The 23,051-nt window shown below is 70.2% G+C and carries 19 protein-coding genes; 9 read left to right on the top strand and 10 right to left on the bottom strand.

Annotated elements, in window-relative coordinates; all coding sequences use genetic code 11:
- Positions 1-45 precede the first annotated feature (45 nt).
- Positions 46-1,515, bottom strand: a complete 1,470-nt coding sequence (locus tag NV348_RS29890; protein WP_447151185.1) for a long-chain-fatty-acid--CoA ligase — start codon at positions 1,513-1,515, stop codon at positions 46-48.
- 113 nt (positions 1,516-1,628) lie between these two features.
- Between NV348_RS29890 and NV348_RS29885 the strand changes: the two genes are divergently transcribed.
- Positions 1,629-2,828 (top strand): PucR family transcriptional regulator, encoded by a 1,200-nt coding sequence (locus NV348_RS29885; protein WP_447149838.1) that lies wholly within the window; start codon positions 1,629-1,631, stop codon positions 2,826-2,828.
- A gap of 8 nt (positions 2,829-2,836) precedes the next feature.
- Here NV348_RS29885 and NV348_RS29880 read toward each other — a convergent pair whose 3' ends face one another.
- Positions 2,837-5,305, bottom strand: coding sequence for a molybdopterin-dependent oxidoreductase (locus tag NV348_RS29880; RefSeq protein WP_447149837.1), 2,469 nt, complete (start codon positions 5,303-5,305; stop codon positions 2,837-2,839).
- 130 nt (positions 5,306-5,435) lie between these two features.
- On the opposite strand from NV348_RS29880, the gene NV348_RS29875 reads away from it, so the two are divergent.
- Entirely contained in the window at positions 5,436-6,053 is a 618-nt protein-coding gene (locus tag NV348_RS29875) for a TetR/AcrR family transcriptional regulator (RefSeq protein WP_447149836.1), read from the top strand.
- 72 nt (positions 6,054-6,125) lie between these two features.
- Here NV348_RS29875 and NV348_RS29870 read toward each other — a convergent pair whose 3' ends face one another.
- The 4 genes from NV348_RS29870 to NV348_RS29855 all read right to left on the bottom strand — a co-directional run bounded on the left by NV348_RS29870 (position 6,126) and on the right by NV348_RS29855 (position 8,578).
- Positions 6,126-6,503 carry a DUF5313 family protein gene (locus NV348_RS29870; protein WP_447149835.1) on the bottom strand — a complete coding sequence of 126 codons (378 nt, stop codon included), beginning with the start codon at positions 6,501-6,503 and terminating at the stop codon, positions 6,126-6,128.
- Positions 6,500-6,961, bottom strand: coding sequence for a MarR family winged helix-turn-helix transcriptional regulator (locus tag NV348_RS29865; RefSeq protein ID WP_447149834.1), 462 nt, complete (start codon positions 6,959-6,961; stop codon positions 6,500-6,502). Before NV348_RS29865 ends, NV348_RS29870 begins: the two co-directional genes overlap by 4 nt.
- Positions 6,962-7,059: 98 nt before the next feature.
- Positions 7,060-7,935: a siderophore-interacting protein gene (locus tag NV348_RS29860; RefSeq protein WP_447149833.1), complete on the bottom strand. Its 876-nt coding sequence runs from the start codon at positions 7,933-7,935 to the stop codon at positions 7,060-7,062.
- Between the two features lie 40 nt (positions 7,936-7,975).
- Positions 7,976-8,578, bottom strand: coding sequence for a TetR/AcrR family transcriptional regulator (locus NV348_RS29855; RefSeq protein ID WP_447149832.1), 603 nt, complete (start codon positions 8,576-8,578; stop codon positions 7,976-7,978).
- A 126-nt stretch (positions 8,579-8,704) separates the two neighbouring features.
- Here NV348_RS29855 and NV348_RS29850 point away from each other — a divergent pair, with 126 nt between their 5' ends.
- Positions 8,705-9,100 carry a nuclear transport factor 2 family protein gene (locus NV348_RS29850; RefSeq protein ID WP_447149831.1) on the top strand — a complete coding sequence of 132 codons (396 nt, stop codon included), beginning with the start codon at positions 8,705-8,707 and terminating at the stop codon, positions 9,098-9,100.
- A gap of 45 nt (positions 9,101-9,145) precedes the next feature.
- Here NV348_RS29850 and NV348_RS29845 read toward each other — a convergent pair whose 3' ends face one another.
- The 3 genes from NV348_RS29845 to NV348_RS29835 all read right to left on the bottom strand — a co-directional run bounded on the left by NV348_RS29845 (position 9,146) and on the right by NV348_RS29835 (position 12,083).
- Positions 9,146-9,976 carry an alpha/beta fold hydrolase gene (locus tag NV348_RS29845; protein WP_447149830.1) on the bottom strand — a complete coding sequence of 277 codons (831 nt, stop codon included), beginning with the start codon at positions 9,974-9,976 and terminating at the stop codon, positions 9,146-9,148.
- Between the two features lie 81 nt (positions 9,977-10,057).
- Positions 10,058-10,636, bottom strand: coding sequence for a hypothetical protein (locus NV348_RS29840; protein ID WP_447149829.1), 579 nt, complete (start codon positions 10,634-10,636; stop codon positions 10,058-10,060).
- A 226-nt stretch (positions 10,637-10,862) separates the two neighbouring features.
- Positions 10,863-12,083 (bottom strand): PucR family transcriptional regulator, encoded by a 1,221-nt coding sequence (locus tag NV348_RS29835; RefSeq protein ID WP_447149828.1) that lies wholly within the window; start codon positions 12,081-12,083, stop codon positions 10,863-10,865.
- 161 nt (positions 12,084-12,244) lie between these two features.
- On the opposite strand from NV348_RS29835, the gene NV348_RS29830 reads away from it, so the two are divergent.
- From NV348_RS29830 to NV348_RS29815, 4 genes are all read left to right on the top strand, one after another.
- Entirely contained in the window at positions 12,245-13,687 is a 1,443-nt protein-coding gene (locus NV348_RS29830; RefSeq protein ID WP_447149827.1) for a class I adenylate-forming enzyme family protein, read from the top strand.
- 90 nt (positions 13,688-13,777) lie between these two features.
- Positions 13,778-15,586: a DUF3556 domain-containing protein gene (locus NV348_RS29825; protein ID WP_447149826.1), complete on the top strand. Its 1,809-nt coding sequence runs from the start codon at positions 13,778-13,780 to the stop codon at positions 15,584-15,586.
- Between the two features lie 14 nt (positions 15,587-15,600).
- Positions 15,601-17,013: a phytoene desaturase family protein gene (locus tag NV348_RS29820; RefSeq protein WP_447149825.1), complete on the top strand. Its 1,413-nt coding sequence runs from the start codon at positions 15,601-15,603 to the stop codon at positions 17,011-17,013.
- Positions 17,014-17,106: 93 nt separating this feature from the next.
- The gene (locus NV348_RS29815; protein ID WP_447149824.1) at positions 17,107-18,333 is read left to right on the top strand and encodes a diguanylate cyclase domain-containing protein; all 1,227 of its coding nucleotides are present in this window, start codon (positions 17,107-17,109) and stop codon (positions 18,331-18,333) included.
- Between the two features lie 127 nt (positions 18,334-18,460).
- On the opposite strand, the gene NV348_RS29810 is transcribed toward NV348_RS29815, so the two are convergent.
- Entirely contained in the window at positions 18,461-20,383 is a 1,923-nt protein-coding gene (locus NV348_RS29810) for an acyl-CoA dehydrogenase family protein (protein WP_447151184.1), read from the bottom strand.
- A gap of 107 nt (positions 20,384-20,490) precedes the next feature.
- On the opposite strand from NV348_RS29810, the gene NV348_RS29805 reads away from it, so the two are divergent.
- Entirely contained in the window at positions 20,491-21,117 is a 627-nt protein-coding gene (locus NV348_RS29805; RefSeq protein ID WP_447149823.1) for a TetR/AcrR family transcriptional regulator, read from the top strand.
- A 142-nt stretch (positions 21,118-21,259) separates the two neighbouring features.
- Positions 21,260-22,984, top strand: coding sequence for an FAD-dependent oxidoreductase (locus tag NV348_RS29800; RefSeq protein WP_447149822.1), 1,725 nt, complete (start codon positions 21,260-21,262; stop codon positions 22,982-22,984).
- The last annotated feature ends 67 nt before the right edge of the window (positions 22,985-23,051 follow it).

Here is a 23,051-nt window from a genome sequence, read left to right as displayed (position 1 = left end):
ATCACTCCTGTGTGATGTGCGAACAGTGCTGTGCGAGATCGGGTTTCACGGCCGGGCGATGGCGCGTTTGAGGATCTTGCCGGTCGGCCCGGTCGGCAGCGCGTCGAGCAACCACACCTGGCGCGGGTACTTGTAGGCGGCGACCCGGTCCCGGACGAACTCCTGGATCTGCTCGCCGGTGCTGGTCGCGCCCTCGCGCAGGGCGACCGCGGCCACGATCTCCTCGCCCAGATGCGCGTCGGCGATGCCGATCACCGCCGCCTGGACGATCTCGGGATGCTCGTAGAGCACCTCCTCGATCTCGCGCGGGTAGACGTTGTAGCCGCCGCGAATGATCATGTCCTTCTTGCGGTCGACGATGTAGAGGTAGCCGTCGTCGTCGCGGCGGGCGAGGTCACCGGTGCGGAACCAGCCGTCGGGGATCGCGGCGGCGGTGTCGGCGGGGCGGCCCCAGTAGCCCAGCATCAGGTTGGGGCCGCGCACCGCGATCTCCCCGACGTCGTCGATCCGGTCGACGAGGTCGACCTCGACATCGCGGATCGGTGTACCGATCGAGCCCGGCTTACGCACCTGCCCCGCGTGGTTGAACGCGACGACCGGACTCGTCTCCGACAGGCCGTAGCCCTCGAGAATCACACAGCCGAAGCGCTGTTCGAAGCCGCGCAGCAACTCCACCGGCAGCGAGGCGCCGCCGGAGACACAGCGGCGCAAGGTCGACACGTCCGCCGCGGCCGCGCCCGGATCGTGCAGCAGCGCCGAATACATCGTCGGCACACCGGCGAACACGGTGACCCCATCGCGCGCGATCGTCTCGAAGACCGCGCCGGGCTCGAAGCGCGGCACCAGCGCCAGGCAGGCGCCGCTGCGGATCGCCGTGTTCATCGCGCAGGTCTGGCCGAAGGTGTGGAACAGCGGCAGGCACCCGAGGATCACGTCGTCGACGCCGATGTCGAGCACGGTCACGGCGTAGACGTCGGCGTTGTGGATCAGCCCGGCATGCGAGAGCGCGGCGCCTTTGGGCGTCCCGGTGGTGCCGGAGGTGTAGAGGATCACCGCGGGTTCGTCAGCGGCGACCGAGCGATCGTCGCGGCGAGGATCGTGCCCGGCGAGCAGTTCGGCCAGCCCGTCGGCATCGATCGTGAGCGCCGCCGTCTCCGCGTCCCGCGCGCCCTGCGGCCCCTCGCCCGGTCCACCGGCCCAGTCCAGCAGCAGCACCGCCGCCGAATCCCGCAGGTAATAGGCGACTTCGCGCGCTTTCAGCAGCGGGTTCATCGGCACCACGACCGCGCCCGCGCGCAGGATGCCGTAGTACAGCACGACGAACTCGGGCACATTCGGCAGCATCAGCGCCACTCGATCCCCGGCCGCGATGCCGCGATCGTGCAGGAACGCGGCGACGCGGGCGGTGCGTTCGTCGAGTTCGTCGTAGGTGAGCACGGTCGTGCCCGAGCGCAGCGCGGGACGGTTCGGGTGGCGCAGCGCGCTGCGCGTCAGGTTCTCGCTCAGAGCGGGCATCGACATGCGGAAAATGGTCGCACCGCTGTGACGCCGATCCCATGGATCGCCGGACAACATCGCCACGAAACCATTGTCCGCGGGAACAACGGCACCCCCGGTAAGCTGCGCAAATGGCTCGAACATCGCCGCCAGGCCCGATCGCCGACGTCGCCGCGGCGCTGCTCGCCCGCATCGACGACCTCGGGCTGCGCATGGCCCGGCGCTTCGTCGCCGAACTCGACACCTACCGCGACGAGAACCTGGTGCCGTTCGCGACCATCCACACCTCCTGCACCCGCAATCTGACGCTGATGGTGCAGCACTTCACCACCGACGAGCCGGTGGATCCCGAACCACCGAAGGAGACGGGCAGGCTGCGCGCCCAGCAGGGGGTGCCGCTGGCCGAGACCCTGCACGCCTTCCGGATCGGGTTCGAATTCCTGTGGTCGGAGCTGGTCGCCGAGGCCAGGCGGCATCCGGCGGTCACCGACGCCGTGCTGGTCGATCTGGGCGCCGAGGTGTGGGCGCTGGCAGGCGACTACTCCGTCGCCGTCGCCGCCGCGTATCGGGAGATGAGTTCGGAGCTCATGCTGCAACGCGAGCACGAGCGCTCGGTGCTGGTGGAGGCGCTGTTCACCGGTGTCATCGCCGATCCGGCCACGCTCGGCGAGGCCACCCGCATCCTCGGCCTGCCGCCGCGCGGCCGCTACGTCGTGGTGGCCGCGGAGGTCAGCGCCGCCGGCCGCGAGGCGCTCCCCGGCATCGAGTCGACCCTGCGCCACGCCCGGATCACCTCCGCCTGGCGGCTCCAGCCCGATCAGCAGATCGGCGTACTGGCGCTCACCGCGGACCGTGAGTCGGCCGCGCTGGCCGCGTTGCGCAAACACCGGGCCCGCATCGGCATGAGCCCACCGTACGAGTCGCTCACCGAGACGCCGCAGGCGTGGCACTTCGCGCGCCTGGCCCTGGTCGGTCTCGCCGATCGCGCCTCCGGTGTCGCCCGATTCGACGACAACCCCCTGGGCATGGTGGTCGCCGCCGCGCCGGTGGAGGCGGCGCACATGGTCGACATGCGCCTGCGCGAGGTACTGGCCCTCCCCCACGACGAACGCGGACGCCTGCTGGAAACCCTCGACACCTGGTTCGCCGCAGGCGGTTCCGCGACCGCCACCGGTGAACGGCTCTATCTGCACGCCAATACGGTGCGCTATCGCCTGCGGCGCGTCGAAAAGCTCACCGGCCGTTCGCTCACCGATCCCGCCGCGGTCCGCGATCTCGGTGCGGCACTGCAGGCGTGGAAGGTGCTGGCGACGGTACGCGCGCCGCGCTGAGCCGCGCGCTACAGCGCTTCCAGGCGCGCGGGCACGTGCTTGTGCCACGGCGTGCCCGCGAAGGCGTCCTTGTGGGCGGTACTGGTCAGTTCGTTCGGCGACACCCCCGCGCTGGTGACGGTGCCGTCGCCGGCCGGGAAGTCCAGGCCGTGCCCGTTGGGCAGGGCGATATTGCCCGCGCGCATCATGTCGCTGATCTCGACCGTCACGGTGGCCGTTCCGGTTTCGGTGACCAGGCGGGCCCGGTCACCGTCGGACACTCCGGCCGCCGCGGCGTCGTCGGCGCTGATCCGCAGATGGCCGTCGCGGTCGCGGCGGCGCCAATCCGGATTGCGGAAGATGGTGTTGGCGGTGAAGGACCGGCGTTCGCCCGCGGCGAGGACCAGCGGGAACTCCGGCGTCGTCCAGGCCGTGCGCGCGGTGGGTAGCGCGCGCACCTCGTCGAGCAGGGTGTCGACGTCGAGGGTGAACCGGCGATCCTCGCGTTTGACGTACTGCCACACGTCGTCCCAGGTGTCTTCGGTGAACACCACACCCGACGGCGCGGCGAGGATGGCGTCGAACAGCTTGTTCCCGGGCGTGAGGCCACCGCCGGTGAACCCCGCGCGACCGACCGCCGTCGGATTCGACAGCGCGCACAGCTGGCTCACGCCCCACAGCACCGCGGCCCCGCGCACCGTGGGATCGAGGGTGGCCCCGAGTGTTTCGTAGAGCAGGAACGGGACGACCTTGCCCAGCGCGGGGTCGGCGGCGACGGTCGCCAGGAAGCTCGCGCCGAAGGTGTCCCGGCCGGTCTCGGCCGCACGCCGCAGCCGGGTGATGGTCGCGTCGTCGACCACGCGCAGCCTGCGCAGCAGCCGCGCGTAGATCTCCGGTTCGGGCAGCGTGCCCGCGAGTGGTTCCAGCAGCGGCTTGCGGAGGTGGAAGACGTTGCGGGGGAACTCGAAATTGAAGAACGTGGCCTCGGGCTTCTCGAACTGGCTCGCGGCGGGCAGCACGTAATCGGCCTGCCTGGCCGTCTCGGTGAACGCCACATCGATCACCACCGAGAGCTCGGTGGCTCGCATCGCGGCCCGGAACCGCCGCGAGTCCGGCAGCGAATGCGCCGGGTTCGACGAGTCGATCCACAAGGCGCGGAACCGTTTCGGGTGATCGGTGAGGATCTCGTCGGCGATCGAATTGCACGGCACCAGCCCGCCGATGATCTTCGCCCCGGTGACCGGCGTGACCCGACCGCCGCCACCACCGCCGCCGCCTGCGAGCAGGCCGCCTGCCAGCGGCACCACCGCGTCGAGCAGCGCGGACGCGCCCGCCTCGACGCCGGGCCGCAGAGCGCCGATCCTGGCCAGCGCGGGCACAACCGTCCCGACAGCGCCCGCGACCGCGGTGACCGTACGGGACATCGCCTTCCTGCGCAGTGTGTCCAGCGCGCTCGGAGGCTTGCGTGGGCCCGATGGCGTCCCCGATCCACCCGCCAGCAGCGCGAACGACGAGTGCAGGAACATCGTCCCGGGTCGTCCGAAGTTGCCGGTGACGATCCACAGCAGTTTGTTCAGGTAGGAGACCAGCGTGGAGTTGGGCGCCTGCTGGATGCCCAGATCCTCGTAGACACACACGCTCGACGCGGTCGCGATCCGGCGGGCGGCGGCCCTGAGCCGGTCGGCATCGACGCCGCTGATCGTGGCGAACGCGGGAATGTCGATGTCCAGGAACGCCGCGCGCACCTCGTCGTAGCCGACGGTGTGCGCGGCGACGAACTCGGCGTCGACCAGATCCTCCTGGATGATCACCGCGACCAAGGCCGCCATCAGCCAGGCGTCGCGACCGGGTGCCACCTGCAGATGGAAGTCGGCCATGGCCGCGGTCTCGCTGACGCGCGGGTCGATCACCACCATCGAGCGCGCCGGATCGCCCGCGACCTGCTTGAGGATCGGGCGCGCCCGCGGGAAACTGTGCGACTGCCAGGGATTCTTGCCGACGAAGACCAGCACCTCGGCATGCTCGAAATCGCCCTTGGTGTGGCCGCCGTAGAGACGCCCGTCGACCCAGATCTCGCCGGTCTTCTCCTGCGCCAGCGCATTCGAGTGATAGCCCGAGCCGAGCGCGCCCCGCAGCGCGAGCGCGTTGGCCGAGCCGAGGTGATTGCCCTGTCCCCCACCGCCGTAGAAGAAGATCGTGTCGCCGCCGTGCTCGTCGCGCAGTGCGGCCAGGCGCGCGGCGATCTCGTCGAGCGCGGTGTCCCAGTCGATCTCGCGGTAGCTGCCGTCGGCCTGCCGCTTCAGCGGGGTGGTCAGACGGTGCGGGCCGTTCTGGTACAGATCCAGACGCATCGCCTTCTCACAGGTGTAGCCCGCCGACGCGGGGTGCGTCTTGTCGCCGCGGATCTTCGCCAGCCTGCGTCCGTCCAATTCGACGGTGATGCCGCAGTTGCATTCACACAGGACGCACGCGGTCGCTTTCGGCTGCGTTTCCACCATGGGGACATCCTTCGCCGCGGTGACAGAGATCGCCGTCACACCCGAGTAGTATGCTATGCAACATAACATAGTGACCGGGCGCTTACCATGACAGTTGCCCGACCCGAGATCGCCGAAGGAGACCGTCCCCGTGGGAGCCCGCACCAACACCCGGCAGAAGATGCTCTACAGCGCCGTGGAACTCCTGCGCGAACGCGGTGCGGCCGGGGTGACCGTCGACGCCGTGCTCGCCCGCAGCGGCGCACCGCGCGGGTCGGTCTACCACCACTTCCCCGGTGGCCGGGCCCAGATCATGACCGAGTCGCTGGCCCTCGCCGGTGACACGATCGGCACGATCATCGATCAGGCGGCGGCGCGCGGATCGCGCACGGCGCTGCGCAGCATCGGCGAGTTCTGGACCTCGATCCTGCGCACCTCCGACTTCGAGGCGGGCTGCCCGGTGGTCTCGGTCGCGGTGGGCGGCTCCTCCGAGGACCGGCATCTGCGACCGGAGATCGCCGAGATCCTGCGCCGCTGGCATCGCGCGCTGGACGCGGCCCTCGCCGCCGACGGCGTCGACCCGGTGCGCGCGGGCCGCCTGGCCACGATGGCGATCGCGGCCGTGGAGGGTGCGGTCATCCTGTGCCGCGTCGACCGCTCCACCGAGCCGCTCGACGAGGTGCTCGCCGAGCTCGAGACCATGCTCGGCGCCGCCACCGGTCGCCCGCTCTCACAGGTCGAGGACGAGAGTTCCACCGTCGCACCATGATACGCAGGCGAGGGTCTTGCCCTCGGCCCGCTCGGCGCCGGTGAGCACGGTGTCGCGATGGTCGAGGTTCGCTCAGCCGCGCGGGTGGCGGCTCTCGTAGGCGGCGCGCTCGGCCTCGGCGCGGCGGCGCTCGGCCTCGTCGGCCAGTTCGGGGTCGAAACCGTGGCTGACCAGGCGGTGGCGCCGGTAGACGTAGACCAGGGCGACGGTGAAGTAGACCAGCGGCAGGTAGAGCAGGGCCATCATCGACAGCCCTATCCAGAGGGGACCCGGGACCAGCAGGAACAGGCACAGGATCGGCAGAACGGGGAGCAGGAAACGCATCAGGTAGCGGCGGGTGGCGCCGGGGCCGGTCAGGTCGGCCAGGACCCAGTCCGACATCGAGGGCGGCAGCGTGCCGCCGGTGATGTAGCGCACGCGCTGCCAGAGATTGGGGGTCGAGGCGGTCATAGATGCTCCCTCACGTCCGATGCGCGCCGCGCGGCCGCGTTGACCCGGCCGAGGACATCGCGTAATTCTTCCAGATCCGCCAGGCTCACGCCGAGCCGGTCGACGACGGCGGGCGGGATCTCCTCGGCCCGCCGACGCAGGTCACAGCCCGCGTCGGTGAGGTCGATGTGCAACGTTCGCTCGTCGTGCGGATCGCGGCGACGGGTGATGAGGCCGGCCGATTCCAGCCGCTTGAGCAGCGGCGACAGCGTCGCCGAGTCGAGCTGGATCGCCTCGGCGACCGCTTTCACCGACATCGGCGCCTCGCCCCACAGGGCCAGCATCACCAAGTATTGCGGATGCGTCAGGCCGAGCGGTTCGAGCAGTGGGCGGTAGACCGCCAGCACCGATCGGTTGGCCACCGCCAGGGCGAAACACACCTGCCGATCGAGCCGCAACGGGTCGTCGAGCTCCTGCATCGTCCACCACCTTCCTTCGTCCGCACACTATTATGCCACTAATAGTTAGTGCGATAACTATTAGTGGCATCACAGACCGTGCGGCCGACGGCCGGGGATCAGTCCTCGTCGACGAGCGGTTCCCCGGCGGCGGCACGGCGCACCTTCTCGCGGCCGTTGTCCTCCTCGGTGCGACCCTGCCGCCAGTAGCCGGTGAAGGTGATGGCGCCCTTGTCGATGCCGCGCTCGCGCACGAGATTGCGGCGGGTGAGTTTCACCAGCTCGGCCTCGCCGGAGATCCACGCATAGGATGCGCCCGTGGGGAATTCGGCGGCGCACACCGCGTCCACCACAGCCGCGCCGTGCGGGCGCGCACCGCGGTGCACCCAGTGGATGCGCACCTCGCCGCGCGTCGCGAACCGCTGCTCGTCGGCAGGGCCGGCGACCTCGATGAACGCGCGGACCGGTGCGCCGGGCTCGAGGCGCTCGATGATCGCGCCGATGGCCGGAATCGCGGTCTCGTCGCCGATCAGCAACTGCCAGGCGGGATCCGGCGGCGGAGTGTAGAGCGCGTGCGGCGGGCAGAGCAGGCCGATCTCGTCGCCGGGCACCGCGGTCGACGCCCAGCCGGAGGCCGGTCCCGCATGCTCGGCGTGCAACGCGAAATCGATGTCCAGCTCGCCGATCTCGGGCCGCTGCGCCCGGATGGTGTAGGTGCGCATCGGCGGGCGGATCCCGTCGGGCATCGCGAGATACCGCTGGTACCAGCTCATCACGCCGCCGGCGTCGTCCAGCGGCGGCGGCACGACGGGCCGCTGTTGGCCGGGCAGCGGGAAGAACAGCTTCGTGTACTGATCCGGTCCCGTGTCGCCGAGCGCGGCCGGGTCCTGACAGCTGAGGGTGACGCGCACCATGCGCGGGGTCAGCCGCACCGCGCGGCAGACCCGCAGCGGCGCGTAGACCATGGTCGGACGGGACACAGTCTCGGTTGCCATTAGGCAAGGCTAACCTATTAGCCAGCGGACCGGCACTCCCCTAGTCGACCGCGAGTCCCGCGATGAGCTGCTCGATGACCCCGCGCACCGCCGCCGTATCCGCGGCATCGCCGGAATTCGCGAGGAACTGTGCCGCCTCGTCGAGCGCGCCCACCACCACCAGCGCCAGCGGCCGCACCGGCTGTTTCCTGATCCGCCCGGCGGCCATGGCCCCGGCCAGCGCGTTCTCCACCAGGCCGATCGTGTGCCGCAGCTCGATCTCGCGCCACCGGCTCCACCCGAGCACCGCGGGCGCGTCGAGCAACGCGATCCGCCGCACCTCGGTGGCGGTCGAGGCCTGCAACCAGGCCAGGCAGCCCACGATCAGGCTCGCGATCGGATCCTGAGCCCGAGCCTCGGCGACCGCGGTGGCGATGACCTCGACCAGGCTGCGTTCCAGGTCCTCGAAGACCGCCTCGAACAGATCCTTCTTCTCGGAGAACTGGTGATAGAGCGCACCGCGACTGACCCCGGCGGCCTCGGCGACCGCGATGGTACTCACCGCGCCATAGCCGAACTGCCCGAACAGTTCCCGCCCGGCGCGGATGACCGCGGCGCGCGTGGCGGCCGAGCGTTCGGCTTGGGTTCGGCGATCAGGGTTCATGGCGACGTCGAAGTCTAGGCCAGCACGGCCGCAGCGGCCGATCGAGGCCCTTCGCCCCTTGACCGGCCACCCGCCTTCCGGGAACATACAGTCATCCTGTTTGTATCCCAGAAGGGGCCGGTCACCATGTCCGATGCCACCAAGGATCTGTTCGAGCGCTACCACGCCTGCTGGGCCGACCGCGACCCCGATCGCATCGTCGCCCTGCACACGGCCGATTCGATCTTCCACCTGCATTCCGGCGGCGCGCCGGCACACGGGCGGGCCGAGATCCGCACCGCCGCGGCGGAAACCTTCGCCCTGGTCCCCGATCTGACCTTCACCCAGGTCGACCTGCGCGTCGGGGACGACTTCTGGGTGGTGCGCTGGAAGTTGTCCGGCACCTCCGTCACCGGCGGCACGGTCGATGTGGATATCGCGGACATGGTGCTGGTCGAGGACGGCGCGGTGAAGGAGAAGCACACCTACGTGGACGGGGTCGCCATGCAGGCTGCCTTGGCCGCGCCCGCCGACATCGCCTGAGCACCGGAGTCTTCGCCGGTGGGTCCGCCCCACCAGCGAGACTCCTCAGCGCTGCTGGTTCGCGTGGTCGATCGCCGAAAGCACTGCGGCAGTGACGGTCTCGGGAGCTTCCACCATGACCAGGTGCCCGGCGCCGTCGACGACGATCTCGCGCACCGGCCGCAGCGTCTTGTTCAACTGCGCGCCCGCGCGGGCCGAGAGCACCCGGTTGCGGGCACCCCAGATGGTGGTGATGGGTGGGAAGTCCTCCGGCGGGACGAACTCGTCGAGGGGGGCCAGGCGCGGGATCTCCCGGGCGATCGCGGCGGTCACCATCAGCCTGCGCGGCTCGGTCCAGCTCGACCGCAGATGCCGGGCGGTCTCGTCGGTGTGCGCACCGCCCGCGCCGAGTTGCTCGGCCACGATCAGCCCGGCGATCGGGCCGGGGATGCGCACCATCGACAGCAGCGAGTCCAGGCGCACATGCTTGCCCAGCAACGCGGCCCAGCCGGTCCTGGTCGGCTTCACCGTGGCGGGGGTCAGCGGGCTACTGAGCACCAGCGACCGCACCAGATCCGGACGCGCCTGGGTGAACAGCAGCGACAGCGCGCTGCCGAAGCAGTGCCCGACCAGCGTCACCTCGCGCAGATCCAGTTCGGTGCAGACCGCCTCGACCATGGCGAGGTAGTTCTCCAGGGTGTATCCGTCGTCGGGGGCATCCGATTCGCCGTACCCGATCAGGTCGATCGCGACCACACGATGCGAGGACCGCAACGCCTCGTACTGTGCCCGCCAGATGGTGCGATCGCCGCCGAGATTGTGCAGGAAGACGACCGGCGGCCCCGAACCCGCCGCGTCGTAGGCGATCGAGGTTCCACCGATATCGAGACGTGGCATCCGCGATGCCTCCTTCCCCGCACCACATCGTCGTGGTGTGGTCACGGTAACTCGAGGTCGGCGGCCGTTTCGGGCGAACCCTCAGACCGGCAGCAGGCCGTCGGACATCAATTGATCACCAATGGCGTCGGTGAGCTGTTCGGTCAGCGGATCCAGCGGTGTCACCGGCAGCGGCAGCCCGTCCTCGACGCGCGCCTGCACGAGGGCGTAGGCCAGGACGAGGAACTCCGCGGACCGGACGGTGCCCCAGGTCCGGGCCACGATCGCGCGGGTCGACGCCGTCGGATGCACCGCCCGCCGCCGCCATCGGTGCAGGTCGGTGTGGACCGCGGCATTGAGCCGCCGGTCGGCCGCGGCGTACGCGGCGCGGTGACGTTCGGCGATCACCTCATGCGGCACCCGGGGATACAGGCGCTCGCACAGCACGGCGTGGCGGGCGTCCTCGCGCGCGGTGCTCCGCAAGGCGGCGACGGTCCGCGGGGACGGCAGCCCGGTGCCGTGGATCGCGCGCCAGTCGGCGCGCAGGTCGTCGAGGATGGCCGCCTCGGCGGCGGCCACGCGGCGTGTGAGATCGGCTGCCTCGGCCTCGATGCGGGCAGCACGTTCGGCGACCGATGCCGTGAATTCCGCACCGTCGAGCCAATTCTCGTGAATTCTCACCACTTCCGACCGGATATACGGGTCGATATTCCGGCGCGGGGCGCTCGGCCTGCATTCCCGCGCGGCTCTGTTCCGGTGATTCTCCGGTGCGTTCATTCCGATTCCCCAGTACTGCGTCAGTCGGTCCGGGAATCACATTCCCGTCTCTCCACCATCGGCGCCCGCGACCCGGTCTGCCCGCGGTTCGGCACAACGCTGTGGGCATTCACAGCGGACCGCACCCGAATTACGGCTTCGGCAGACCCAGCTGAGCGCAGGCGCGCAGCGCCACCTCGAGATCGAGCCGCCGCTCGGTGAGCGGATGACCCAGCAGCTCTTCGGCTTTGCGCACCCGGTAGTGCACGGTGTTCTTGTGCACGTGCAGCCGGGCCGCGGCGTCGGTGTAGCTGCCGCGCGCGTCGAGGAACGCCCGGACGGTCTCGCGCAACCGCGCGGCCGCCTCGTCCTCGGCCATCAGCCCGCCCAGCACCCGGCTCGCCCACTCCTGCACCGCGGGCACCCGGTCGGTGAACAGCGCCGACAGCGCCACGTCGGCGTATCCGGTGAGCCCGTGCGTGCGCGTCGCCAGGGCGACGGTGCGGGCCCGCTGGGCGTCGCGGCAGGTCCGCCGGAAGCCGTCCAGGCCGGTGGCCGGATCGCCCAGTGCCACCGACAGATTCGGGTGCGCGCGCAGACCGCGGACCAAGCCTTCGGTGTCGAGCACCGGCTTCCCGGCCGAGGAGATCCACACCCAGCGGCTGTAGTCGTCGACCTCGACGGTCATCGGGGTCTTGCCGGTCGCGGCGGCCACCAGCGCGGTACCCGCGCGCAGGACAGCGCCGGGATCACGGGTGCCCGGCGGCGTCCACAGCACCGCGAACTGCTGCCAGCCGCGCAGCGAGACCCCCAGCATCTGCTCGGCCGAGGTCACGTCCAGGTCGTCGGCGTCGAGCACCGCGCGCACCTGGGCAGCGCGGGCGGCGTCGGTGCGCGCGTCCCAGCGACGGCGTTCGCTCTCGTAGATGTCGATCAGGCCCTCGATCACCTGGTCGATGTAGCCGTTGACGAGGTCGGCGATGCGGGCGGCGGTGGCCAGGGCGACGTCGGTGGGCGGGTTCAGTTCGGTCAGCAGCGTCATCGTCCACTGCACGAACATGTGCTCGCCGAGCCGATAGGCCCGTAGCAACGCCTCCAACGACAGGTCGTGCTGGGCGAAGCGGCGGGCGTATTCGGCGGCGGCGGGCGGCACGGTGATGTCGTCGAGGCCGATGGCCAGGGTGAGCATGTCCAGGATCGCGGCCAGGTTGGACTCGGTGCTGGCCACCATCAGCCTGCGCACCTCGTCGTCGTGCCGGAATTCGGGGATGACGTCGATGAACATCGAGGTCATCGACGGTGCCAGCCGGTCCAGGTCCGCCTTGATCCGGCCCGCGACCGCACGGACGAGGGGATCGTTGTCGTGGGCCATGGCCGCAGACAGTACTCCCGGCGTCCCGGCGGATGGCGCCGTTTGTGCTCGTGGCACAACACCTCGTCGCAATGCTGGGCTGCGGGCCCGTAGGCGGCGCCGGATCCGCACCCTACCTTGAGTTATGTAATCCAGATCACATCCGTCTCCGGTGAGGAAACATGCGACACATCGCCGAATTGCCCGAGGTCAGAGCCACCGCCGATCCGCGCGGACACGCCGTGGCCGACGACTCGACCACCCTGTCGAACGCGCAGTTCCACGCGCGGGTCGAGGCCGCCGCGTCGGTCCTGCACCGGGCGGGTGTCCGGGCCGATGATGTCGTCGCCGTCGTCCTGCCCAACCGGGTGGAACTGGTGGTGGTCCTGTTCGCCGCCTGGCGGCTCGGCGCCGCGGTCACGCCCGTGAATCCCGGCCTCACCGACGACGACATCCGGTACCAGATCCAGGATTCGGGCGCGGGCGTCGTGATCGGCGAACCCGGCCGGGCGGGTGTCACCCTCGATGTCGCCGACCTCGACCGGCCCGCGGGCCCGGTGGCCGTCGCGGCGCCGATCAACAGCCTGGCGCTGATCATTTACACCAGCGGCACCACGGGCAGACCCAAGGGCGTGCTGCTCGGTCACGAGAACCTCGCCGCCATGTGCACGATGATCATCGGCGCGCTCGGCCTGGATTCGACCGACCACAGCCTGCTGATCCTGCCGCTGTTCCACGTCAACGGCATCGTGGTGAGCGTGCTGTCGCCGCTGCTCGCGGGCGGGCGCACCACCATCGCCGGCCGGTTCTCCGCGTCGGGGTTCTTCGACGCGGTCGCGCGGATCCGGCCCACCTATTTCTCGGCGGTGCCCGCGATCTACGCGATGCTGGTGGCCCAGCCCGACGGCGCCGGCCCCGACGCGTCCTCGTTGCGGCTGGCGATCTGCGGCGCGGCGCCCATGCCCGCCGAGCTCATCGATCGGTTCCAGCGCCGCTACGGTGTGCCGATCGTCGAGGGCTACGGCCTGTCCGAGGGCACCTGCGCGTCCACCCTGAATCCGGTGGCGGGACCGCGCAAACCGGGCACCGTCGGGCTGCCGCTGCCCGGTCAGACGGTGGCGATCATGGACCCCGACGGCGCGCTGTCGGCCCCCGGCGAACCCGGCGAGGTCGTGGTCCGCGGGCCGAATGTCATGCGCGGCTACCTCGGCAAGCCCGCCGAGACCGCCGCCACCGTGGTCGACGGCTGGCTGCACACCGGCGATGTCGGCTACTTCGACGCCGACGGCTACCTGGTCCTGGTCGACCGGATCAAGGACATGATCATCCGCGGCGGAGAGAACCTGTACCCCAAGGAGATCGAGAACGCGCTCTACCGGCACCCGGCGGTCCACGAGGCCGCGGTGGTCGGGGTGCCCGACGCCGTGCTCGGCGAGGTGCCGGTCGCCCACGTGGTGGCCGCGCCGCAGGCCACGGTCACCGCCGAGGAGCTCACCGAGCACTGCCGGGCGGAGCTGGCCGCGTTCAAGGTGCCCGCGGCGATCCTGCTCACGGCGGAGATGCCGCGCAATCCGGTCGGCAAGATCGACAAGAAACAGCTGCGGGTACTCGCCACGCGCGTCTGAGCGCGACTGCGCCGCACATCAATTCGAACGAAAGTCGGACTTTCGGTCGCGGTTCGCCGCGCCCGCGAGCAGGAGGAAAGGAATCGGCCCATGGGCTTCAAGACGGGAGACTTCCCGCCGGTGGATACGGAGACATTTCTGGATCTGCCACTGCGCGAACGTGTTCGGACGCTGGCATTGCACTGGGCGGAATACGGCTTCGGCACGCCGAAGATGATCCACACCATCTACATCATGAAATTGCTGGTGCTCTACATCCTCGGCGGTGTCCTGGTGGCGACCGCGACATCGGGCACCGGACCGTTCTGGGATATCGCGCAGTGGTGGAACCAGCCGATCGTCTACCAGAAGCTGGTGCTGTGGACGGTGCTGCTCGAGGCGATCGGTGTCGCGGGCTCCTGGGGGCCGCTGGCGGGCAAGTTCAAGCCGATGACCGGCGGTGCGCTGTACTTTGCCCGGCGCGGCAGCATCCGCCTGCGCCCGTGGCATCGGGTGCCGTTCACCAACGGTGACTCGCGCACCCTGCTGGACGTGGCCCTCTACCTCGGCTTCCTGGCGTCGCTGCTGGTCGCGCTGCTGGCACCGGGCAAGACCACCGCGTCACTGCTGGAAGCATTGCCGGACAACACGTCCGGGCTGGTGCGTCCCGCCCTGCTGATCGCGCCGATCGTGCTGTACGTGCTGTGCGGCCTGCGCGACAAGACGATCTTCCTGGCGGCCCGCGGCGAGCAGTACCTGCCCGCGCTGTTGTTCTTCGCGGTGCTGCCGTTCACCGACATGATCATCGCGGCCAAGCTGCTGATCGTGATCGTGTGGGTGGGCGCCGGGGTGTCCAAGTTCGGCAAGCACTTCACCAATGTGGTGCCGCCGATGGTGTCCAACAGCCCGTCGATGCCGTTCCGGTCGATCAAGCGCGCGCACTACCGCGACTTCCCGCACGATATCCGCCCCTCGGGGCTGGCCTCGTTCATGGCCCATGTCGGCGGTACCACCGTCGAGGTGGTCACCCCGATCGTGCTGCTGTTCACCACCAACCACTGGCTGAACCTGGCCGGCGTCGCGATGATGGTGATCTTCCACCTGTTCATCACCTCGACTTTCCCGCTGGCGGTGCCGCTGGAGTGGAACATCCTGTTCGCCTACCTCACCGTGTTCCTGTTCCTCGGGTTCCCGAACGCCGACGGCTACGGCGTGTTCGACATGTCCTCACCGTGGCTGACGGTGGCGATCGCGGTGGGTCTCGCGTTCTTCCCGGTGCTGGGCAATCTGCGCCCGGACCTGGTGTCGTTCCTGCCGTCCATGCGCCAGTACGCGGGCAACTGGGCCTCGGCGCTGTGGGCCTTCTCCCCCGGCGCGGAGGCCAAGCTCAACACCATCGCGCACCGGCCCGCCGACAATCAGCTCGACCAGCTGCTGGCCATGGGCTACCCGCCGGAGGTCGCCGAGATCACCATGCAGCAGACCATCGCCTGGCGGTCGATGCACAGTCAGGGCCGCGGCCTGTTCTCGCTGCTGTACAAGCACATTCCCGCGCTCGACAGCTGGACGGTGCGCGAGGCCGAGTTCGCCTGCAACTCGCTGATCGGCTTCAATTTCGGCGACGGCCACCTGCACAATCTCGACCTGATCAACGCGGTGCAGGCCCGGGTCGGGTTCGCGCCGGGAGAATGGATCGTGGTGTGGGTGGAGTCGCAGCCGATCCACCGGTCCACCCAGCGGTACATGGTGGTCGACGCCGCGCTCGGCGTGCTCGAACGCGGCACCTGGGAGGTCGCCGACGCGGTGGCGGCGCTGCCGTGGCTGCCGGACGGCCCCATCCCGCACCGGGTGACCTGGCGACGCGAGGACGTCACCGGCACGGTCACCCCGCACGACACCGTGGCCCAGCCGGCCGAGTAGGAGAGGACGAGTCGATGACAACGGCGACAGTGGTCGGTAGCGGCCCCAACGGCTTGGCCGCGGCCATCACCCTGGCCATGTCCGGGGTGGCGGTGACGGTGCTCGAGGCCGCCGACACGATCGGTGGCGGCACCCGCTCGAGCGAGGCGATCGTGCCCGGTCTGCTGCACGACCACTGCTCGGCCATCCACCCGATGGCCGTGGGGTCGCCGTTCCTGCGGCGGATCGACCTGGAGCGGTACGGATTGCGCTGGGCGTGGGCCGACCTCGACTGCGCGCATCCGCTCGACGACGGGAGCGCCGGGGTCCTGCACCGGTCGGTCACCGAGACCGCCGCGGGCCTCGGCGCCGACGAACGGTTGTGGCGCACCCTGTTCGAGCGGACGGTCGCCGGCTACGACGAGACCGGCGCCGACATCATGCGGCCGCTGCTGCGGATCCCCCGGCATCCGCTCCGGTTGGCGCGCTTCGGTATTCCCGCGACCGCGCCCGCGTCCGCGCTGGCGCGCGCCTTCCGCACCGAACCGGGCCGGGCCCTGTTCGGCGGCGTCGCCGCCCATGCGTTCCATCCGCTCGAGCGGCCGCTGAGCGCCAGTATCGGGCTCGGCATCCTGACCGCGGGCCACCGCTACGGCTGGGCGGTGGCCGTCGGCGGATCGCAGCGGATCGCCGACAGCATGGGCGCGGTCCTGGCCGATCACGGCGGCAAGATCGAGACCGGGGCGCGGGTGCGGTCGGTCGCCGACCTGCCCGCCGCCGACATCACCGTCTGGGATGTCGCGCCGACCGCGCTCGCCGAGATCCTCGGTGAGCGGCTGCCCGCCCGGATCGCCCGCGCCTATCGCCGTTTCCGGTACGGTCCCGGCGCTTTCAAGGTCGACTTCGCCGTCGAGGGCGGCGTCCCGTGGACGGCCGAGGCGGCGCGCCGCGCCGGCACCGTGCATCTGGGCGGTTCGTTCGCCGAGATCGCCGCGGGCGAGCGCGACATCCACGCGGGCCGGATGCCGGGGCGCCCGTTCGTCCTGGTGGGCCAGCAGTACCTCGCCGACCCGCAGCGGTCGGTGGGCTCGGTGCACCCGGTCTGGACCTACGCCCACGTCCCGCACGGCTACACCGGCGACGCGACCGAGGCGATCATCGCCCAGATCGAACGCTTCGCCCCCGGCTTCCACGACCGGGTGATCGGCTCGACCACCCGCACCACGACGGAGTTCGCCGACTACAACCCCAACTATGTCGGCGGCAACATCATGACCGGCGCGAAGGACATCCCCCAGCTGATCTTCGGCCCGCGAAAGACCCTCCAGCCGTATGACATCGGTATCCCGGGCCACTACCTGTGCTCGGCGGCGACGCCGCCCGGGCCAGGGGCGCACGGCATGTGTGGCGCCAATGCCGCCGAGCGGGCCCTGCGGCAGTTGCGCTGACCTGGGCATCGGCACTTTCCGCAGGTGGTAGGTTCGGTTGCCGGCACATTGCTGGTTGCCGATCCCCACTCGGCCAGGAGGTGATCAGCCGACATGTCCCGCGCATTCGCCGCGCGCTGGGCCGCCCAGCTGGTCACCGCCGCCGACACCGCGCCACCCGAGCAGCTGTTGGCCGAGCTCGAGACGTGGACCGATCGGCTGCTCGCCACCCTCGCCACCGGGTGTCCCGATCCCACCGTCGCCGAGCGGGCCGGGGCCGCCGTGCACGACCTCGGGTGCGCCGACCCGGTGGCGATCGCCCGGTCGATGCCGATCCTGCAGGCCATGAGCGAGGCGTCCGGTGCCGATCCGACGGCGTTCGGCGTCGTCGCGGGCGGATTCGGGCAGGGCTTCGCCCGGGCGCTGGCGGAGGCGACCGCCCCGGCCACCGAGGGGCTGGAGGCGGCGTTCCGGCACGCGTCCGTCGCCATCTCGATCGGCGACGCCTACGGCAACATCATCAACGCCAATCCCGCCTTCGAACGGCTGACCGGCAGGAGCCTGGCCGAGCTCCAGGGCACCTCGGGCTTCGACCTGGCCGACGACGAGGTGCACCAGGCCAGGGAACGTGTCCACGGCGAACTCGAACGCTCCGAGACCGGCACCATCCGGATCGAAGGCGAGTACGTGCGCCCCGACGGCACCGAGGGCTGGGCCGACTGGACGGTGACCCGGTGCGTCTCCGCCTCCGGCGGCCTCTATCTCCTCGGCTTCGGCGAGGACACCACCGAGCGCCGCACCACCACCGAACGGCTGCACTGGCAGGCCCACCACGACCCGCTCACCGCCCTGGCCAACCGCAGGCATCTGCTCGCCCAGCTCGACACGCTGATCACCGAGGCGGCGCCGGACGATGTCGCCGCGGTGTGCGCGCTGGACATGGACGGCTTCAAGGAGATCAACGACGCGTTCGGGCACACCGTGGGCGACAGCCTGCTCATCGAGGTCGCCGAGCGCCTGCAAGCCTGCCTCGATCCCGAGGCCGACGTGCTCGCGCGCATCGGCGGCGACGAGTTCATCGCGGTGCTGCCGCCCCCGGCCGACGAGGCGCGCATCCAGCGCACCGTCGATCTGCTCCACGCCGCCGTCGACGAACCCTTCTTGGTCGCCGAGCACAAGATCCAGATCACCATCAGCCTCGGCGCGATCGTCTCGCGGATCGCCGGCGCCGAGCCCCGCGATCTGCTGACCGCCGCCGACAACTGCCTCTACGCCGCCAAGGCACTCGGCAAGAACCGCTGGATCCTGCGGCGCTGGGACCCGGTAGCCACCGGCTCCTGATCGGACTCTCCCCAGAGGTGGTGCGGCGCAACGGGTCTGCGGGATCCATCCGCCGCACCACCGCCACGAACACTATCAATAATGTTGCACAGCAACATAATTCGAGTTCGCGGAAAACGCCTCCAACTCAGGGGTTCATCCGGTAGGCGCCGGCCAGCGACCGGGCCTCGGCGAGCACCCGGTCGAAGCGCGCGTCGTCGACGACGGGCCTGCGGACCAGGTCCAGGGCGCGGCGCTGCTGGGCGGGGGTCGCGGTCGGCTTGTTGTACAGCGTCACCGCGTTCGCCGAGAAGGTCCGGACGAACCCGTCGAAGATCTGATCGAGCACCGCGGCGTCGGTGCCGTCGATGCGCGCCTGCTCCAGGATCAGCTGAGCGTAGGGCACGGCGGTGAACAACTCGCCGAGGGCGAACAGGAAGTCGACGTCCTGCTGCTGCGCGGCGGTCGGTGCCGCCGCGGCCAGCAGGCCCTGCAGCGCGCGCACCTGCTCGAGGAACACCGCCACGTTCGGCACATGCCGGAAGCCCTCGAACACCGGCCGCCAGTCGGCGAACCGGATCCGGCCCAGACCACTGCTCGGGCCCTGCCGGAACAGGAACTCGTCGTCGGCGGCATCGCGCCGGGTCGGCACCGGAGCGTAACTGGCGCCGGCGAATTCGGCGCGCAGCGGCTTGACCACCGCACCGAGTCGCGGCGCCAGCTTGCGGCTCGACCAGCTCAGCGCGCCGGTGACCGCCCGCGCGGCACCGGCGGGGGCCACCGCGGCGCCGGGAATCGATCGCAGCGCGACCAGTCCCGCGTCGGCCGGGTGGAACATGTAGTTGGCCATGAACTTCAGCGACAGCGCCATGTTCACGTGCACGGTGCCCTCGAGCCGCGGCAGACCGAACATCGCCGTCATCGCGACCGGGAAGTACATGTCGTTCTCGAAGCCGCGCGCGGCGATGACGTCGGCCAGGTCCTCGATCACGCGCTGCCCCTGCCGGGTCACCGACATCTTCTCGATGGCGTTGAACAGCAGGTAGCGGCGATCCTGCGGCGAGGCCGTACGCAGGTAGTCGATCGCGCGCTCGCTGTAGAGCTTCATCGCGACGATGCGGGCGTAGGAGTCGGCGATCAGCGAGCGCACCTGCGGGAACTCGGTCACCTTGTGCCCGAACAGAATCCGGTTCTCCGCGTGGTCGATCGCCTCGTAGAAGGAATGCTCACACGCGCCGATGGCGCCGAAGCCGAGGTTGAACTTGCCGACGTTGACGGTGTTCATCGCCGCGTGGAACGCCTCCTCGCCCCGATGCAGGATGTCGGCCTCGGCGACCGGGTAGTTGTCCAGCTCGAAGGCCGCGACATAGATCTGGCTGTTGACCACATTGCGGTGCAGCTTGTACGCCGGGTGCTGGCTGTCGGCGACGAAGAACAGATACCCCTCGTAATCCGCTTCGGTCGGCTTGCTGGTCAGCGCCGCGGCACTGTCGATGATCGGCTTGTCGGAGCGGCGGCCGAACACCGACACCATCGAGGCCAGGTTGCCGTTGCCGATGTAGTGCTTGCCACCGGTGGCCGAGTACCCGCCGTCGGGCTGCGGGTCGACGATCATGTCGGTGGAGTACACGTCGGCACCGTGTTCCTTCTCCGAGAGCCCGAAGGCGAAGATCTCACCGGAGTCGAGCTGGGCGGCCGCCTTCTTCTTGGCCGCGGCGTTGTCGCTCTGCCAGATCGGGCCCAGGCCCAGGATGGTGACCTGCCAGACGTACCAGTAGGTCATGCCGTAGAAGCCGAAGATCTGGCTGAGCATGGCGTTGCGGCCGGTGTCCCAGCGCTTGTTCGGATCGCCGTCGGCCTCGGCCGCCGGGGTGAGGAAGGTCGCGAACAAGCGCTCGCGCTTCACGAAGTCCAGGAAGTCCGCGGGCCAGACCTGATCCTTGTCGTCCTGGAGCAGCCGGGTCTTGCCGCGGGCCTCGAACCAGTCGACGACCGCGTGCAGCAGCCTGCGGGTCTCCGGGTCGAACTGAGCGAAATCGCAGCTCTTCGGGTTGAACAGGACCTGGGGCATCATCGGCTCCTCGTGCGGGCGTCCAGCGTTGTCGGGCGCTTCATTCACGAATGTAGCATTTTTCTACATGGATGTAGGAACCTGTCGTGGGTTGCTATCTTGGACCGATGGGTAGTGAGTCGGCCGTGCAGCGGCGAGAACGGGCGGCGCATCTGGGTCCGCAGCGCCGACGTCCCCAGGTCCTCGACGCCGCACTGGCGATCGCGGCCGAGCAGGGCATCGCCGCGGTGACCATGGGCGCGGTCGCCGAGCACATGGCGGTGACCAGGCCCGTCGTCTACGCGTGCTTCCCCGACCGGGTCCAGCTGATCGACGCGCTCATCGAGCGCGAGGAAGCCTTCCTGATCTCCGGCGTGCTCGATGTCCTGCCGCCGCGCGCGACCGACGCCGACGAGACGGTCTTCGTCGAGGGGTACCGCGCGCTGCTGCACAAGGTGGCGAGCCGACCCGCCGCGTGGCGGCTGCTGTACGGCAATCCCGATCCCGCGGTCGCCGCGTCCTTCGGCCGGGGCCGGACCCTGGCCATCGCGCGCTGCACCGAACTGCTGCGCCCGACGCTGCACGCCTGGGGCACCGCCGACGCCGAATACAAACTGCCCGCCCTGGTGGAACTGTGGGTCTCGGCCGGCGAGGGCGCGGTGCGCACCCTGCTCACCGACGGGTCCGGGTGGGCGCCCGACGAGCTGGGCGCGTTCGTCGGCGCGGCGGTCTACCGCGCGATGCGCGCGGCCTGAGCGTCCGCGCGGTCCGCTCGGTCTCGCACGGCGGCCGCTTCGGCTGTTCCACGTGACAGATCGGGTGGGCCGCCATGGTGAATTCGTCCAACTACCTGTGACGTTTCCCGCCGGCGACCACCCGCGCTCTAGTGTCTGGACGGTGCTGGAACAGACCACCCACCCCACCGCGGCTGGGTTCGATTTCGACGTGCTGATCGTCGGCTCCGGGTTCGGCGGCAGCGTCACCGCGCTGCGGCTGGTCGAGAAGGGCTACCGGGTCGGGATCGTCGAGGCGGGGCGCCGTTTCGCCGACACCGATTTCGCCGCGACCAACTGGGACCTGCGCCGCTATCTGTGGGCCCCGCGCCTCGGCTGCTTCGGCATCCAGCGCGTCCACCGCCTGCGCGACTGTTTCATCCTGGCAGGCGCGGGGGTCGGCGGTGGGTCGCTCAACTATGCCAACACCCTCTACAAGCCCGGACCGGCGTTCTTCGGTGACCGGCAGTGGGCCGGCATCACCGATTGGGACGCCGAGCTCAGCCCGCACTACGACCAGGCCCGCCGGATGCTGGGCGTCGTCACCAATCCGCATCTCACCCCCGCCGACACCGTCATCCGGGAGGTGGCCGAGGAGATGGGCGTCGGCGACACCTTCGTGCCGACGCCGGTCGGGGTCTACTTCGGCGAGCCGGGCCGCACCGTCGCCGACCCCTACTTCGGCGGCGTCGGCCCCGCCCGCACCGGCTGCGTCGCCTGCGGCGAGTGCATGACCGGCTGCCGCCACGGCGCGAAGAACACCCTGGTCAAGAACTATCTCGGCCTGGCCGAACAGGCAGGCGCGCAAGTACTTCCGCTGACCACCGTCGACGCGATCCGGCCGCAGCCCGACGGCAGCTGGCGCGTCGACACCCGGCGCACCGGCGCCTGGGTGCGCAAGAACCGCACCACGCTGTCGGCTCGGCAGGTGGTCCTGGCGGCGGGCACCTGGGGCACCCAGAACCTGCTGTTCCGCATGCGCGACAAGGCCGTCCTGCCCCGCCTGTCGGACCGGCTGGGCGTGCTGACCCGCACGAACTCCGAGGCCATCCTCGGTGCGGGCCGGACCACCGTCGACCCGGCGCGCGAACTCACCACGGGCGTGGCGATCACCTCCTCGTTCCATCCGACCGCGGACACCCACGTCGAGCCGGTGCGCTACGGCAAGGGCTCCAACGCGATGGGATTGCTGCAGACCTATCTCGTCGACGGCGGTCACCGGTCGCCGCGGTGGGCCCGGGTGCTGCTCACCGCCGCGCGGCATCCGGTGCTGACCCCGCGCCTGCTGCGCACCGGCCGGTGGAGCGAGCGGACACTGATCCTGCTGGTGATGCAGAGCCTGGACAACTCGATCACCACCTACACCCGGCGCGGCCTGTTCGGCCGCCGATTCACCTCCACACAGGGCTACGGCGAACCGAATCCGTCCTGGATTCCGGCGGGCCACGAGGCCACCCGGCGCGTCGCGGACAAGCTCGGCGCGACCCCGGGCAGCACCTGGCCCGATGTGTTCGGCGTCCCGGTCACCGCGCATTTCCTCGGCGGGTGCGTGATCGGGACGGACGCGGACACCGGTGTCATCGACCCGTTCCACCGCGTGCACGGCTATCCCACCCTGAGCATCGTCGACGGGTCGGCCATCTCGGCCAATCTCGGCGTCAATCCCTCGCTCACCATCGCCGCGCAGGCCGAACGCGCGGCCGCGCTGTGGCCCAACAACGGCGATCCCGACCCGCGCCCGCCGGCGGGCGCCCCCTACCGGCGGATCGCGCCGGTCGCACCCGGTCATCCAGTCGTGCCCGCCGCGGCGAATGCCGCACTGCGCCTGCCGATCTGGCCGGTGCACTGAATACCAGCGCACATCAACACATTTCGATAGACCAACAGAGCACTGCTAGGGTGTCCGGGATCGCCGG

This window comes from Nocardia fodinahabitans, assembly GCF_052983615.1.
This window is presented reverse-complemented; position numbering and strand designations above follow the sequence as displayed.